Here is a 15,473-nt window from a genome sequence, read left to right as displayed (position 1 = left end):
TCCTCTACTTTAAGCTTTCGAATCGAACACCGAGCGCTTCGGCTTCTGACCAGAGTTCTGCTCGTTTTGATTTCCGTAGTTCATCGATTGAAGGGATGGCTGCAGCATATCAAGGGATAGGTTGATGAACTGCAGTGACTGCTTCGTCAGCTCTGAATTCAACTGTTCCTGCTGCTTCAATTCAGCAAGCACGAGGATCAGCTCATCATAGGCTTGCTGCAGCTGATCCTTTTCTTCCCCTTCAAGGAGTCCGATCAAATCGGAAATCGTCGGTTGTTCGGACGGCAGGTTTCTGTTTGCGCTCCATGCATCTACATCTTTGATGCGCTGCTTTTCAATCTTTTCAATCGCCTGGACATGCTTGCGCTCATCGGTCATGAGCCCCTGGATGGCAGCTGTGTCATTCTTCTTCAGTGCCTCTGTCTTTTTTTTCGAAAGAACGTGTAAACTTTCATGAAGCTGCTTCAATCGTTCCATATGGTTTATGATCGTGTCGATCGTCATGTTAATTCTCCTTTAGCCTTTGCTCGACCAAAAATCGAACATCTTCTTCGCCGTCGCTTGCGAGTCTACACGATAGTTGCCTGTATCTACATCTGCTTTGATTTGATTGACAAGTTTTTGGCGGGCAGGGTCTGGCTTGCCTGACTCTTGCATCTGTTTCGCTTGATTGGAGATTTCAACTTTATCCTCAGACTTCTGCTGGTTCTTCATGCTTTCCTGTTTATTGACCTGTTTTTGGTAAGGGTTGAAGTTCGTTTGATTCGGCCCGTTGATTTTCATGTCATTCACCTCGCTTCATATCCGTTTCATTTCTATTAATATCGGACTCTTAAAGCGAATCTTAAATCATGCTTATTGTTCATTTCTCACTGAATAATAAGTCCTGTTCGCTTTCTTCAGTTCTGCGTCTTTCTGCCTTTGTTTCATAGAGTCATTCTGTTCCTGCTTCTGCAAGCCTGATGCTATTTCACCCTTACACCCTTCACATAAACGCCCTTCTCTGATCGAACTACCGCACTTCTCACAGCCATAGGCCATGTTCGGAAACTGGGCAGGGTGGAGTCTTTTTTGCTTTACGAACTCGCGGATTTGTTTTTCGGCAACGCCTGTATCTGCTTCGATATCCTCAACAGTCGCCATCCGGTTTTGTTTTTTCCGCATATAAGAATACACGACCTGAAAGTCCTCTTCTTCTTTTTTCCTGCACTCGGGACAGACCGCCGCCGTCCCTTTGATGAAAATCGCATTACAACGCGTACAATTTGCCAAATCACCCATATGATTCGTCCTCCATTACACTCTTTTTTTATTATATCGGCAAAAGAGAAAGATTCCAAAGGGGGACGAGCATATTCATCGAAAAATCGTGAAAGAGGATACAGATGGACAGCCGTTCTTTCTCAATAATGAGGCCATATGTCTGACGGTCCGGCCTGTTGTATAAATATCATCGACAATGACAACCGGGGAGGAGATCGGCTCGATCAGTTTAAAGGGATTCTCAGCAAGCATCCGCTCTTTCTTCCCTTTCTTTGATTGCTTTTCATTATGGGTTCTTTCAAAAAGCTGGACTGGTTTTTCACCTAATAAATGAATGATCGCTTCTGATTGATTGAACCCCCGTTCTTTTTCCCTTTCCACACTAAGCGGAACGGTAACAAGCATTTGTCCCTTCATCCCTTTCTTTACCCATTTCTCCTGCACATCATTCTTCAACGCTTGCAGTAAGATATAATCTCCGCGGTATTTCCAACGGGCGACTAACTCTTTGGCAGCGGCATTATATTGATAGACAGAAGTGTTATTTTCAAGGAGATGCGGGTTCGTGTCGTGCCATCGCCTACAATCCTCACATGTCCGTATGCCATCTTTTCTATAACAGACCGGACATCCCGGCTTATCGATCCTTTCCAATCCAGTTGTGCATTCCGCGCACATTTTCTTTTCTACGGGTGGTTTCCAAAACGTGCTCCATGACACCTCAGGGATGATTTCTTCATTGCAAAGGAGACACCTCATGACCGGGACGCCAGCCGGTTCATATACGTAATAGCATTGACAGCATCAAGCATCGCATCTGTTTTGCCTATATGGTAGAAAAGCACTTCACCTGTCGGATCCTGTTGACTGCGTCCTGCCCTTCCGGCAATCTGCACAAGTGCCGCTTCATCGAATACAGAGTGACCGGCGTCAATGACATATACATCAACAGATGGAAATGTGACACCCCGCTCTAAGATGGTCGTCGTCACGAGGATGCGGTATTTTTGTTCACGAAACGTCTGTATTTTTTCTGCCCGATTTTCATCTTCTGCGTGGACGGATTGGACATGATAGCCTTTATCATCCAAGAGTGCAGCGACCTCTTCTGCTTTTGCGATCGATGGAAGAAATAAAAGCAGTTGGCGGGCTGTAGTCTGTTGGTCTGCGATTTTTTTCATCATCTTTTCAGGAAGCTGACCTTTCTTCATATAACGGTGAAGTGTCGGAGTGAGTTTCAAATGAGGAACCGGAAGAGGGTGGCCGTGGTATCTTTCCGGGATGAAAACGGCGGGCAATTGTTTTGCATGAATACGTTTCTTTTGCACCTTTCGCGGTGTTGCGGTCAAATAGAGGATGCTCGCTTCAGGTTTGGCCGCCCGTTTACTGGCAAAATGAAGGGAGGCATCGTTATGAAAAGGAAAGGCATCCACCTCATCAATGATCATCACATCAAACGCATGAGCAAACCGCAGCAGCTGATGCGTGGTAGCTAAAATGAAAGAGGCATTGCCGACTTTATCAGGACTCCCCCCATAGAGGGCTTGAATCTTCACCTCAGGAAAAGCACGTTGCAACCTCGGAAGTAATTCGCGGACGACATCCGTTCTTGGTGTAGCTAGACATACCCGTTTGCCTTTTTGGAGTGCAGTCGTCAGCCCAGGAAAAAGCATTTCTGTTTTTCCAGCCCCGCAGACAGCCCAAATCAGTTTTTCACCTGCTCCACATTCAACTAAACGGCTGATTTCATCTGCTGCATGTTGTTGATGGTTGGTTAATGTGCCATCCCAAGTACAAGGATGTTCATAAACCGGCCATTCAAAAGCAGCGTTGCCAATATAGAGTGGTTCACATTCCATGACTCTCCCCATCTGAATACAGGACCGGCAATACACACATTCTTTGCCGCATTTCTTATGAGGGATTTTCGCAAAAAGGTGGGCGAGTTTGTTGCCACAGCGACGGCAGCGATGGCCCCACAGGTAATGTTCGATGCTTTCGATTTTAGATAAAACGGAGGAAGATACTAGTTGGGAGATTTCTTCTTCAGAAAAAGGGATTTCCTGTTTTAAGAGCAGTTTTCCAGCAAGCTGGGAGTAATTATGAGGCGGAGTTTCCGTGGAGAGCAAGGGGAAGTCAGAAGTGAAATAGGCACGCAATTGATCAAGCATTCCATCACCATCCTTTGTAAGAATAACACCTGCCTGAGTCTCACAAGCAGGTGTTATTCATTAGGATCGGCGATACCAGCCTAGCCCGATGGCCCCTTCACCAAGGTGGGTTCCGATGACAGAACCAAAGTAACTAAGAGTGATTTCAACATTACTGAACTCTTGTTCTAATTCCTTCTTGATTTGTGCCGCTTCGTCGGGACGGTTGGCGTGGATCAGACAGGCGTTGTATTGACCATTTTCGTCGATCGAATCTTCAAAAATGGAGGTGATGCGTTTGATCGCCTTTTTGCGTGTGCGGATTTTTTCAAAAGGGACGATTTTCGTGTCGACAAAATGAAGCACCGGCTTCACTTGCAGCAGGCTGCCTACAAAAGCTTGGGCGCCATTCAGACGACCGCCGCGGTGTAGGTGGGTCAAATCGTCGACCATGAAATAAGCATTCATCGATTCTTTCATTTCATTCAGCCGGCTGATGATTTGATCCGGCGTTGCTCCATTGTCGGCAAGGTCAGCCGCTTCCAGGGCATAAAATCCCTGCATGTGACAACTGATTTCCGAGTCGAAAACGCGGACTTCGATCTCTTCGACCATTTCACCGGCCGTCACCATCGCCTGGTAGGTCCCGCTGATCCCGCTCGATAAGTGAATCGAGACGACTGCATCATACTCTTGAGCGAGCTCTTCCAGTTTTTCTGTCATGATACCGATGGAAGGTTGAGAAGTCTTCGGCAGCTCTCCCCCTTCTTTGACCATGTCGTAAAAGTCATCTGCGTTTATATCAATCTCTTCCTGATAGGATTCATGGCCAAAAATCACGTTCAATGGAATCATATGTATGTGGTGAGCGTTTCGGATATTTTTCGGAAGGTATGCCGTACTATCTGTAATCACCGCTGTTTTCATCCAAAATCCCTCCTTAGCGAATTTATGTTTCTATTTCTATATGTACTTTATTTCCGATATTCTCTCACTCTTATTTTACATGAACCCTATCTACATTGCACCAACAAACTAGAATTAATCGATGCAGAAAGAACTCCTTTTACATATATTGCCACCTCAAGCCATCCAGAATCTGGATGGCTTGAGGTGGCAATATATGGTATGTATCCACTAAAAAACCCATCAAAAAAGGCTGTCCTTCAAGGTATGCTTTTCTATACCTTGAAGGACAGCCGATTTGCTCTATTCTTTTATTGTCAAACGACTTCGACCCAGCCATTCTTGATCGCTGTTACGACTGCTTGTGTACGGTCATTTACATTCATTTTCTGTAAAATATTACTTACGTGGTTTTTCACTGTTTTTTCACTGATATATAACGATTCTGCTACTCCGCGATTGCTGTTACCGTCCGCCAACAGTTGCAGCACTTCACACTCACGACGCGTCAGCAGGTGCAGTGGTTTACGATATTCGATCGTACGATAAGCACTGCTTCCGTTGCTTTCAGACAAGCGGCGGTATTCAGCCACCAGGTTGTGAGTCACTTTCGGGTGCAGGTAAGATCCGCCTGCGCCTACGACTTTGATCGCATCAATGAGTGCGTCTGAATCCATCTCTTTCAACAAGTAACCTTGTGCTCCTGTTTTCAATGCATGTGTCACATAATTTTCGTCATCATGAATGGACAAAATGATCACTTTCATTTCCGGATAGCGCTTCGTAATTTCCGCTGTCGCTTCCACACCATTCATGCTTGGCATGTTGATATCCATCAGGACGACATCAGGCATATGCTCTTCGATGATTCCAAGAGCCCCGTCCCCATCGTCGCCTTCAGCTACTACTTCAAAGCTGGATTCAAAATCCAGGATTCTTTTTACACCTTCACGGAATAATTTATGGTCATCAATAAGGACAATTCTGGTCGTCATGGTCATTTCCTCCTGTTTCTGTTACGTAGAATGGTTTTACTTCGTTCCCCTAACCTATTCTGTATCTCTTTATCTGTTATTTTCTCTATTTATGAATCTACCCTAATCCTATCCTATATTATAAACGATTCATGCCGATTTACATAGTTATTCATTAAAATATCAATTTATTGGCAGATGAATCGTTACAATAGTCCCTTCTCCTTGGCTGGAATCAATGTTAAGTTCGCCTTCAAGCATATCGACGCGTTCTCTCATCCCAACTAAGCCGAAGGACTTATCTCTCTTTTCTTGAGGATTGAAACCTTTGCCATCGTCTTTGACAATGATGATGGCTGCTTGTGGTTTCATTTCCACTTTCACCTTGATTTCTGAAGCCTCCGCATGCTTCACCGCGTTTTGAACCGCTTCCTGGACCAAGCGGAAAAGCGCCACTTCATATTTTGATTCCAAACGGCGCTCTTTCCCGAATGAAGTGAATGAAATGACCATTCCTTCATTGTAGTCTTCGACGGTAGCTAAATATTTCTTCAAAGTCGGAATCAATCCGAGGTCATCCAAAGCCATCGGACGCAGGTCATAAATGATCCGCCGCACTTCATAAAGGGCAGAACGGACTAATGACCGTACACTCTTCACCTCTTGCATCGCATCTTCAATTCCGCGCTCGCGGTAAGTACGATCCACAAGGTCTGACCTTAGCATGACATTTGCAAGCATCTGCGCGGGGCCGTCATGGATTTCACGGGACAGCCGGCGGCGTTCTTCTTCCTGCGCCTCAATGATTTGCAGGCCGAATTGCTGCTTCTCTTTGGCGTCTTCCAGAGCGTCAGTGACATGTTTGAAATCCTCTGTAAGATAATTGAGCACCACTGAGATTTTTCCGCCTAAGGCTTCTGCGCGGTTGATGGTTTCTTCTAAGTTGCGTAAGCGTAATTCGATATCGTCTCTCCGCTCTCGCAGCTGCTTTTCTTTCTCCCGTTTCATCGATAAATCCATTTGTAATCCATGGGTTTGTTCGTACACTTTCCGAATTTCTTCTTCTGAATATTTCTGGAACTGCTTACTTACTTCTGACAAGCGCATTCGAGAAAAACGGACCTTTTGTTCCAGCTTGTCCCCTTCATCAATCAGAGCAAGCACCTGCTTCTTCGTTTCTGTCAATTCTTTGTTAAGTTTTTCGAATTCACTACGGGATTCTTCACCAATTTGAAAAATTTCATCTTTGCTATTGGTGACCGTATCCACCATCTCATTAATGATGTGGTCAAGGGCGATATCCCCAGTCTTTTGTACACTCATCACAAGTCCCTCCATCAATATTCACATAATCATTCGTAAGACCCATGTCCATTTATGGGGGTGTTTTCTGGTAATCATAGATTTTTTGTAGAATAATAAACAACTTTCTATTCATTTGCCGATTTTTCCCGCCATCGATATAATGAAAACTTAGGAGGTTTTCATACGATGTTAGAAAACTATTATACCGTAAAACCTGAAGGATCAGAAGAAGTGACCATCCAAAAATCCCGCTTCATCGGCTATGTGAAGCGTTGTGAAACAGAAGAAGAAGCGCAGACTTTCATACAAGAAATAAAAAAGAAACACCATGATGCCAATCATAACTGCTCTGCTTATATGATCGGGGAACACGATCTCATCCAAAAGGCCAATGATGATGGTGAACCGAGCGGAACGGCAGGAGTGCCCATGCTTGAAGTCTTAAAGAGAAAAGGCCTGAAAGATACCGCCGTTGTCGTCACCCGTTACTTTGGAGGCATTAAATTAGGGGCGGGCGGTCTGATCCGCGCATACTCCTCCACCACTTCTGCAGCCATTGAAACTACAGGAATCGTCAAGCGCCAGTTAATGAAAGAAATGAAAGTGAAGATGGAATACCACTTGCTTGGAAAGGTAGAAAACGAAGTACGCAATTCGAAATATACGCTCGAAACGGTTAATTACTTAGAAAATGTGGAATTGATAGTATATGTAGAAAGCGGCCTTGAAGAAGAATTTGAAAGCTGGGTGACAGATTTGACGAGTAACCAGGCGGCCATTACACGAGGAGACTATTCCTACGTAGAATTTGATGTCACACCTGAGTAAAGGAGCTCACCACGACATGAAACGCAAAAGACTGACCATCTTCTTATGGATAGTTGTATTCATGATTATAGCTGGGTTAGGTGCTGCTGGTGGATATGCGATTTATTTAACCAATCAGGTGAAAGAAACAGCTTCAGATTCACACCAGGAACTTGATCGGGGAAAAAAGTCAGATAAACGGATTGAAGTGGTCAATCCGGCAACAGATCACACTTCCGTCTTGTTTGTCGGTATAGATGACAGTGAAAAAAGGTCAGAAACGTCGCAAGATAGAGACTCACTATCAGATGCACTTGTATTAGCCACATTCAATGACGATGATAAATCCGTTAAAATGCTTAGCATCCCCCGCGATTCTTACACATACATCCCTGAGGTCGGGTATGAAGACAAAATCACTCATGCGCATGCGTTTGGCGGAATTGACGCAACAGTCGAAACCGTTGAACGGATGTTGGATATCCCCGTCGATTATTATGTACGGTTGAACTTCAACTCATTCGTTGAGGTCGTCAACTCTATCGGGGGCCTCTCCTATGACGTTCCTTTTGATATGACGGAGCAGAACAGTTCGGATCAAGCAGGAGCCATTGAATTAGAAGAGGGCCCGCAAACTTTGAATGGTGAAGAAGCGTTGGCCTTAGCCCGCACCCGGAAATATGATAGTGACTTAGCTCGTGGCGAACGGCAGATGGCGCTCATTCAAGAGATCTTCCGCGAAACCATGTCCGCAAAGTCATTGAACAATTTTGATGCCATTCTGGAATCGATCAATAATAATTTAAAGACGAATTTGACCTTTGAGGAAATGATTACATTCAAAGACTATATCCTTCAAAAAAATGAACTAACTTTCGATAAAATGCAGTTGGAAGGTGAAGGTGGATATATCGATGAGGGCTGGTATTATCAACTGGAAGAAGAAAGCCTTTCTGAAACTACAGACGAATTGAAGGCTCATCTCGGTTTATCTAACCCTTATGTGAAAGAGGAAGAGCCGGATACGATGACAAAGAATGAAGATGACTCTATGTAGGTTTTTGCTGACGAAACAGGAAGCTTTTTGTAGAATTATTTCCCAGGCAATATACTTGAAGGGTGTCCCTGTCCAGGGACACCCTTCTTATATTTTATCTTCTTGTTCGTGTACCTTTGATAATATTCAGTATCGGTTTATATTCTTTACCTACTAAGCCAGTGATTTCGACAATAAGCTCGATCATCAGGATTAACATCGCAACAACCAGGACTGCGCCAAACATCGTCGCTTGCGAAAAGATGACGGCAGCTAAACTGAATAAGGCGCCGCCTGCATAAATCATCAGCACCGTTTCCGGGTGACTATAGCCTAAATTAAGAAGGCAGTGGTGCAAGTGAGACTTATCAGGTGCTGATAAGGGTTTACGATGGACAATTCTCCGGACTATTGCGAACAACGTATCAGAAATCGGAATGCCTAGTATAATGACTGGAATAATGAAAGAGAATAATGTTACATTTTTGAAGCCGAGCAAGGATAAAACACTTATCATGAATCCTAAAAAAAGAGCGCCTGTGTCTCCCATGAAGATCTTGGCGGGGTAAAAGTTATACACGAGAAACCCTAGTGTGCTTCCAAGCATCATTAATCCTGCAAATACTACAAAAACATTTCCCATCGTGATGGCCATACCTGAAATCGTCAGCAAAGCAATGGCTGACACACCAGCGGCTAAACCATCCAATCCATCAATAAGATTAATGGCGTTGGTAATTCCGACAATCCATAAAATCGTGATGGGGATACTCATATAGCCAAAATCGATTTGTCCCCCGAAAGGTAAATTGACGAAATCGACCTGGACACCACCCATCACTACAACGACAGCAGCTAACAGCTGTCCTCCAAGCTTCACTTTGGCTGACAATTCTTTCAAATCGTCCAGAACACCAGTAATAATGATGATGGTCGCACCCATCAATACGGGCCAGGTATAGTTACTTTCCGGAAAGAAAAATAAAATACCTAAAGCGAAACTAATGTAAATCGCTAAACCACCTAAACGCGGCATCACATTTTTGTGAACTTTACGGTGGTTCGGTTGATCTGTAGCACCAATTTTGACTGCCATTTTCTTGACTAGTGGAGTAATTACCACAGATGCGATCAAGCAAAACAGCAAGGCCTTATACTCCATAAAGACCCTCCTCAGGTTTATTATGTCCTCTCCCTAATGGATGTAAGCTCATATATTTTTTCCATATTCAACTGCATAATTTCTCTGTTTGTTATGCATATTAAACGTGAAAAATTATATCATAAGAACTCGAATCCTGACATAACGATTTCATTACGTTTTTGTTAGCTTTTTTGAAATATATTATTACCCCTGATGACATTCACCGCCAACTTTACTCCGAGCTAATATAAAATTAGGCAGTGCCTCTTGTTTTATGTACTTCCACGCTATAATTCATCAATTTGTAACCCGTTCATCCAATTTTCGTCAAAAGGTTGAGTCTCTTGTTACAGAATAACATTTAATTGTTAATTTTTTCATAGTTTTTTGAAAATAATTTGTTTTATTTTTCCTGTATACCTTTTCGATTGCATTTACACATGGACCCTATTTAAAATAGGGAACCTATGTTTTAAACAGATAGGAGGATCCATTACTTAATGGTGAATAGAGAAAGAAAAAAATTAGAAAAATCCCTAAAGCCTCATTGGGTTTGGGCGATCGCTTTCGGTTCTGCGATCGGTTGGGGCGCTTTCGTCCTTCCGACAGACTGGATTGGTCAAGCAGGACCGATAGGCGTAGTCATCGGCCTTTTGCTCGGCGCTGCCCTAATGATGATCATCGGGGTCAGTTATGGGTATTTAATTGAAAAATTTCCGGTAACCGGTGGAGAGTTCGCTTATGCTTACATCGGATTCGGACGGAAATTCGCTTTTATTGCCGGTTGGTTTTTGACCCTTGGCTATATATGCATTGTCGCTTTAAACGCATCTGCTCTAGCTTTATTGGCGAAATTTCTATTTCCTGATTTAGTCCGCACCGGAAATATGTACACAGTGGCAGGATATGAGGTATCAATCATTCAAATTGCCATCGCCAGTCTCGCCCTTGTTTTGTTTGCATTATTGAATATCCGCGGTGCCAGTTTTTCCGGACAGACGCAATTCATTTTCAGCGTGATCTTAATACTGGGCATCACTTTATTAGGGGTAGGAGCTATCTTCACGGATGGTCCAAGTTTTGCGAATATCTCCCCTGCTTTTACACCTGATCAAACGGCATTCGCTTCTATCCTGACGATATTAGCGATCGCTCCATTCGCATACGTCGGTTTCGATAACATTCCGCAGGCAGCAGAAGAGTTCAAGTTTGAACCGAAAAAAGCTTTCGGGCTGATCATTTGGTCCCTTCTTGCAGCAGGCCTTGCCTATAGTGCAATGATCTTGATTACCGCAGGTACGATGCCCTGGCAGCAGTTGCTCACACAAATCAACCAGACCCAATCAGTCTGGGGTACAGGTGATGCGATTGAGAGTTACTTAGGTCGTGCTGGCGTGTTCATCATCGCCCTTGCTGTATGTATGGGGATTTTCACTGGATTGAACGGATTCTTCATTTCAGCAAGTCGCCTTACGTTTGCAATGGGACGTGCACGTATCCTGCCGAATATGTTCCGCAGACTTCACCCGAAATATGGCACACCTTATGTCGGTATTTTGTTCACGATGGCTATCTGCCTTATTGCCCCATGGTTCGGCCGTCAGGCACTACTGTGGGTTGTTGATATGTCTTCAACAGGCGTGGCCATCGCATACTTTTTCTGTACAGCCACAGCCTACAAATTCTTCCGGTGGTCAAATGGAGAAAGTACAGCCGAGCATACGACAACGGTCTCCCCTGGCAAAAAGTTGTTGTCACTCATCGGGATGATCAGTGCTCTCGGGTTTCTTGCTTTACTGCTGCTTCCCTGGTCACCGGCATCACTCGGCAGGGAATCTTATATCGCTCTAGGAGTTTGGATACTCATCGGTGTTATTTTCTACTTGTTCAATTCAAAGCGCTACAACAGTATTGACCGTAAAGAAATGAACTATCTCATCTTAGAAAAAGAAGAAATATGATTACAATGCTTCGTTAAACCTTAGCGTTGTTTTCTTCTCTAATCGCTCCTTATCTGCAAGATCGGTTTCGTTGCTTTTGCTGGGAGCAATGGGGTCTTGGAAACGGCTCGCTTTTCTCGGGGAAAACGGCAAGCCTCCTTGAGCTAATGTCCATTAAGAAACAAGTAAAAACCTTCGCATAAACGAGACTACTGAAGAACTGCAACTCTCTGAGTTAGGTATCAAAGAAAAAAGCCGAGTAGGACGATTTTATCGTTCAACTCGGCTTCTTTATTTCTATGATAAATTCGGGCACTTACTCCATAAGCTTTACTATTCGTTGGATATTGATGATTTATATCGTCACCGGCCCTTGTACACACACATTGGTTTTCTTTTATAAATCAAACAAGATCAATCTTTTAGATAAAGCTCTTTGCTTCCACGATGAGCGTTCGGTGGTGACGCCTGCGGGAACAGCGCGATCCGAAGATCCACTTGGTCAAGTGATCTTCTTGGCCAAGTTAGCTGCGGTCGTGCCCGCGGCAAGCATCCACCCACAAGCGAGTCGTGAGAAGCAACAACAAACTTTAACAGCTCCTCTAGATTGAAGAGGTTTTTTCAGGTGCCTCGCAAAACGGGATTTTCTTGTTTAAAAACCGAAATAGCCAGCAAAATATTTGTTCCAGATGCTATAAAGGAACGAATGGAGCCATCCTTTTTTATCTTCTTTAATATGGATTTGGGCAAGTACCGGATCATGGTCACTTGCACGTCCATCCGCTTCCGAGAAGTCTGCATTAATGTTGACCGACTCGATCTTCGTCTGTTTAGCTAAGTTATTGCTTACCAGAATGTGATCGAGCACTTGGGAATTGCCTTGATAAATATAAGTGTAACGTTCTTCTTCCGGCAATTCCTCCATCATATTCGTCAGGACATCGCCCTCAAGTGTTTCTATAGGTGCAGAGAACTCGAAATCATTCAAGTCTCCTAAAACGACGACATTCGCATCGTCCATCTCATCTTCCACTTTTTGTACGAAGTTGTTAAGGACTTCTGCTTGCTTTAGTCTTTGAACTTCACTACCAAGTACGACAGGATGTTCTGCTCCGAATAATGCCCCATCTCCGCCTTTTGAATTGAAGTGGTTAGCGACTACGACCACTTTCTCTCCATTGAATTCGAACTCGGCGGCTAACGCTTTTCTGGAGTCTTCAAATGCTTCATTGGTCGGGTCGACGCGTCCTGGGTTCAAAGTCAATCCATTTTCATCGACATCTACAGCTGTACTGGCATCTCCATCAGGCTTATCTACAAGAGAAACACGTTCCGGGTTATAAATGAAACCGACACGGATGTTCCCTCCCGGCTGTCCGCCATCCACTTTGTCTTGAGGGGCAATATCTGTGAAAGCATATTCAGGGCCACCTGCTTCAGCAATGGCATCGATCAGTGTTTGATAGCTTTCATTCGCTTCCACTGTCCCGTCATCAGTCGGTCCATTGTTATCCTGGACTTCGACCAAACCTACGACATCAGGGGTGTTTAAATTTTCTACGATTGATTCGGCGATCTTGTTTACTTTTTCGGGGTCCGTACCTGCGTGGAAATTCTCCACATTATAAGAAGCGACCGTCATTTTCTTCTTGAGGCCTTTCAATTTCGCTGACTGTCTTTCTGTTCCTCCATCTTGCAATTCAGGTAAGTCACCTGCTGCACGGATTTTATAGTTACTATAATCGTAACTGACAACTCCTGTGATGGAATCATTGAAGTAGTCACCTGTTTTGGCGTTCAAACCCATCCCCGCTACATCAATGAGCACACGTTCCGGGTTGTAGTCATCTGGAGAAATCAGCAATCCACCAGCTCTCGTGAAATCCTGATCTTCACTTGTTTCTACATAGACAGGAAGCTCGTCATATTTCACAGGTCCGCTAACTTTCGGCTCTGGAAGTTCAATCAGCATTCCTTCTAAGCTTTCATAAAAGTCCAGACCGTCTTCTGTCGGGTCGAAGGACTGCATTTCATCATTTTCGATGGTTTCTGTCGGTTGTTCACGATCGGCACCGATGACGATAGGGTCCGGTAACGCCTCTCCCTGTGAAACGACAGTAATCGCTGAGGCGCTGATTTGTGTAGTCAGAAGATCTTCCGCATCGTAATAACCATCCTCACGATATTCCGTCACTTCACCATTAACGTTAACGACGTCACCGACTTCAACACCTGCTGAAGTTTTGTAAACATAAATACCTTCTGATGTAGCAAGGTCATCGTCTGCGCTTAAGGATTGCATGTAAAATCCATTCGAACCATCAAGCTTAGTTACGACACCTTCCACCTTCTCCACTGTTTCTCCTTCATATGGAGAGCTGTGGCCTGCTCCTTGAATGTCGTGGATCTCTAAATCATCCAACGCCTTAAGGGCCGAATATTCAAAAGTGGCTACATCACTCGTCTCCCCATTATCACGAGCTACCAGAGCTTTAACAGTCGTATCTTCTGTAATGGTGATCGGTTCTGTGTATTCTGTACTTTCCACTGTCGGTTCTGATCCGTCTACAGTATAATGAATCTTTCCTTCAGGTTCAGCGGTCTGCAATGTCACTTCTGATCCCTGAACGACTGAACCACTTCCAGGACTCGCCGTCACAGCAAATACTTTTTCAATAATATCGGATTCAGAACGCGGAACCAGCTTGTACTCTTCAAAACTATAGTTCACGACTCCCTGTATTTGCTCATAGGTTTTGCCGACTTCCAGCAGACTTTCATCTCCTGGTGTAATTGTGAACGATCCTTGCTCATCTTCTGCGGTGAAATCGCCGTGCTCGTTCACACCTGTAATCTCCATTTGACTCGCTTGCACGAACTCTCCTTCAATCTGCTCTCCTTGAGCTGTAGAAAATTGTCCGGAATTCACAGATTGTGCTGCCGGAACACCTACACCTGCTTCTGTCACCTCGACACTAGCTGAAGAAGTGATGATTTGTTCCATTCCGTAGTAATCACTAAATTCACCTTGGGCCATTACTTGATCTCCAACACTTGCAGAAAGACCAGGTGCGCGGACAATGATTCCTGCTGTTTCATCTTGTATGTAAAGGTTCGTTTGTCCTCCACTTTCAAAAGAGGCAGTCGCTATACCCTCGACAGCAACCGTTGTCTCTTTTTCAGCCTGTCTTGCATCAGCGATTGTCTGGACTTCCACTTCCTCTTCCTCAGGCATCGCATAGCTGCCAAGATATTCGAAAGTATCTTTGCCGTACGTATCCCACTCATCAGAAGTGGCAAAAGAATCGGACGGATCTGTATCTCCAGAGATTACACCTGCTTGTCTTACAAGAGTGACGTCCTTACCGAATTCATCCGTGCTTCCGATTTGTCCGATTGAATCGATGGCACTATCTTCATTAGTAAGGACAAGCACATCATCACCGTTGAAATTGGCAATACTATCTAAGACGTCAGCCACATTCAAGACACTTTCTCCGGAACTGCTATGAGCAATGACCAGCACTTCACCATCAGCCAAAGAACCAGATAAATCCAATTCTCTTGAAACGGTTTCACTGCCATTCGAATATAGCTCCAGCGAGTAGCTTGATAAATCTACCTCCTCCCCGGTGCCGTTATAGATTTCTACGGCTTTGTTATAACTAGATCCTTCGACATATTCAGATATGAATAAGTCTTCAGGACTCTCCGCCTTTACCGGGGTAAAAGGGACGAATACATAGCCCAGCACAAGGGCCATTATTAATAATGAATGAAACAATTTCTGCATCTTTTTACCTCCTTCAAATTGTTGTACAAAGGGTATCTCTATTTAAGTGTACAAAATTCAGAATAGAGTTTATATTTGTTTTTTGTAAAAAATGATAAATCGTTCCAATAGCATACGTAAATATGACTAATTATGACAAACATTTTACGAATCTT

Annotated in this window: 14 protein-coding genes; 4 read left to right on the top strand and 10 right to left on the bottom strand. The window is 44.0% G+C overall.

Going from position 1 to position 15,473, the window contains the following annotated elements; translation table 11 throughout:
- Nucleotides 1–9: 9 nt before the first annotated feature.
- The 8 genes from HLI_RS16285 to HLI_RS16250 all read right to left on the bottom strand — a co-directional run bounded on the left by HLI_RS16285 (nt 10) and on the right by HLI_RS16250 (nt 6,616).
- Nucleotides 10–504 (bottom strand): flagellar protein FlgN, encoded by a 495-nt coding sequence (locus HLI_RS16285; protein ID WP_128525970.1) that lies wholly within the window; start codon nt 502–504, stop codon nt 10–12.
- Nucleotides 505–516: 12 nt separating this feature from the next.
- A complete protein-coding gene (gene flgM, locus HLI_RS16280) occupies nt 517–783 on the bottom strand; it encodes a flagellar biosynthesis anti-sigma factor FlgM (protein WP_128525969.1) in 267 nt (88 codons plus the stop codon).
- A gap of 72 nt (nt 784–855) precedes the next feature.
- Nucleotides 856–1,281 carry a TIGR03826 family flagellar region protein gene (locus HLI_RS16275; protein WP_128525968.1) on the bottom strand — a complete coding sequence of 142 codons (426 nt, stop codon included), beginning with the start codon at nt 1,279–1,281 and terminating at the stop codon, nt 856–858.
- A 75-nt stretch (nt 1,282–1,356) separates the two neighbouring features.
- The gene (locus HLI_RS16270) at nt 1,357–2,022 is read right to left on the bottom strand and encodes a ComF family protein (RefSeq protein ID WP_128525967.1); all 666 of its coding nucleotides are present in this window, start codon (nt 2,020–2,022) and stop codon (nt 1,357–1,359) included.
- Nucleotides 2,019–3,434 carry an ATP-dependent helicase ComFA gene (locus HLI_RS16265; RefSeq protein ID WP_128525966.1) on the bottom strand — a complete coding sequence of 472 codons (1,416 nt, stop codon included), beginning with the start codon at nt 3,432–3,434 and terminating at the stop codon, nt 2,019–2,021. The genes HLI_RS16270 and HLI_RS16265 overlap by 4 nt, the downstream gene beginning before the upstream one ends.
- Before the next feature lie 60 nt (nt 3,435–3,494).
- Complete coding sequence (locus HLI_RS16260) at nt 3,495–4,340, bottom strand: DegV family protein (protein WP_128525965.1); 846 nt, start codon at nt 4,338–4,340, stop codon at nt 3,495–3,497.
- A gap of 296 nt (nt 4,341–4,636) precedes the next feature.
- Complete coding sequence (locus tag HLI_RS16255) at nt 4,637–5,314, bottom strand: response regulator (protein ID WP_128525964.1); 678 nt, start codon at nt 5,312–5,314, stop codon at nt 4,637–4,639.
- Nucleotides 5,315–5,476: 162 nt separating this feature from the next.
- Complete coding sequence (locus HLI_RS16250; RefSeq protein ID WP_128525963.1) at nt 5,477–6,616, bottom strand: sensor histidine kinase; 1,140 nt, start codon at nt 6,614–6,616, stop codon at nt 5,477–5,479.
- 168 nt (nt 6,617–6,784) lie between these two features.
- Here HLI_RS16250 and HLI_RS16245 point away from each other — a divergent pair, with 168 nt between their 5' ends.
- Together HLI_RS16245 and HLI_RS16240 are read left to right on the top strand one after the other, a co-directional pair.
- The gene (locus HLI_RS16245; protein WP_128525962.1) at nt 6,785–7,426 is read left to right on the top strand and encodes a YigZ family protein; all 642 of its coding nucleotides are present in this window, start codon (nt 6,785–6,787) and stop codon (nt 7,424–7,426) included.
- 16 nt (nt 7,427–7,442) lie between these two features.
- Complete coding sequence (locus tag HLI_RS16240) at nt 7,443–8,462, top strand: LCP family protein (protein ID WP_128525961.1); 1,020 nt, start codon at nt 7,443–7,445, stop codon at nt 8,460–8,462.
- A 94-nt stretch (nt 8,463–8,556) separates the two neighbouring features.
- Here HLI_RS16240 and HLI_RS16235 read toward each other — a convergent pair whose 3' ends face one another.
- The gene (locus HLI_RS16235; RefSeq protein WP_128525960.1) at nt 8,557–9,603 is read right to left on the bottom strand and encodes a glycosyltransferase family 4 protein; all 1,047 of its coding nucleotides are present in this window, start codon (nt 9,601–9,603) and stop codon (nt 8,557–8,559) included.
- Between the two features lie 482 nt (nt 9,604–10,085).
- Between HLI_RS16235 and HLI_RS16230 the strand changes: the two genes are divergently transcribed.
- A complete protein-coding gene (locus tag HLI_RS16230; RefSeq protein WP_128525959.1) occupies nt 10,086–11,546 on the top strand; it encodes an APC family permease in 1,461 nt (486 codons plus the stop codon).
- A gap of 437 nt (nt 11,547–11,983) precedes the next feature.
- Nucleotides 11,984–12,136, top strand: coding sequence for a hypothetical protein (locus HLI_RS21770; RefSeq protein WP_164908591.1), 153 nt, complete (start codon nt 11,984–11,986; stop codon nt 12,134–12,136).
- 41 nt (nt 12,137–12,177) lie between these two features.
- Here the strand turns inward: HLI_RS21770 and HLI_RS16225 are convergent, their stop codons facing one another.
- Nucleotides 12,178–15,318: an FN3 associated domain-containing protein gene (locus HLI_RS16225; protein WP_128525958.1), complete on the bottom strand. Its 3,141-nt coding sequence runs from the start codon at nt 15,316–15,318 to the stop codon at nt 12,178–12,180.
- Between the last annotated feature and the right edge of the window lie 155 nt (nt 15,319–15,473).

It is taken from the genome of Halobacillus litoralis (genome assembly GCF_004101865.1).
Taxonomy (GTDB): Bacteria; Bacillota; Bacilli; order Bacillales; family Halobacillaceae; genus Halobacillus; species Halobacillus litoralis_A.
Note: the sequence above shows the minus strand (reverse complement) of the source record. Positions and strands in the feature narration are given on the sequence as shown.

Coding starts and splice junctions, on each gene's coding strand:
- HLI_RS16240 (WP_128525961.1), top strand. CDS start 7,443: ATGAAACGCAAAAGACTGACCATCTTCTTATGGATAGTTGTATTCATG.
- HLI_RS16275 (WP_128525968.1), bottom strand. CDS start 1,281: ATGGGTGATTTGGCAAATTGTACGCGTTGTAATGCGATTTTCATCAAA.
- HLI_RS16255 (WP_128525964.1), bottom strand. CDS start 5,314: ATGACGACCAGAATTGTCCTTATTGATGACCATAAATTATTCCGTGAA.
- HLI_RS16260 (WP_128525965.1), bottom strand. CDS start 4,340: ATGAAAACAGCGGTGATTACAGATAGTACGGCATACCTTCCGAAAAAT.
- HLI_RS16230 (WP_128525959.1), top strand. CDS start 10,086: ATGGTGAATAGAGAAAGAAAAAAATTAGAAAAATCCCTAAAGCCTCAT.
- HLI_RS16235 (WP_128525960.1), bottom strand. CDS start 9,603: ATGGAGTATAAGGCCTTGCTGTTTTGCTTGATCGCATCTGTGGTAATT.
- HLI_RS16285 (WP_128525970.1), bottom strand. CDS start 504: ATGACGATCGACACGATCATAAACCATATGGAACGATTGAAGCAGCTT.
- HLI_RS16265 (WP_128525966.1), bottom strand. CDS start 3,434: ATGCTTGATCAATTGCGTGCCTATTTCACTTCTGACTTCCCCTTGCTC.
- HLI_RS16225 (WP_128525958.1), bottom strand. CDS start 15,318: ATGCAGAAATTGTTTCATTCATTATTAATAATGGCCCTTGTGCTGGGC.
- HLI_RS16270 (WP_128525967.1), bottom strand. CDS start 2,022: ATGAGGTGTCTCCTTTGCAATGAAGAAATCATCCCTGAGGTGTCATGG.
- HLI_RS16245 (WP_128525962.1), top strand. CDS start 6,785: ATGTTAGAAAACTATTATACCGTAAAACCTGAAGGATCAGAAGAAGTG.
- flgM (WP_128525969.1), bottom strand. CDS start 783: ATGAAAATCAACGGGCCGAATCAAACGAACTTCAACCCTTACCAAAAA.
- HLI_RS16250 (WP_128525963.1), bottom strand. CDS start 6,616: ATGAGTGTACAAAAGACTGGGGATATCGCCCTTGACCACATCATTAAT.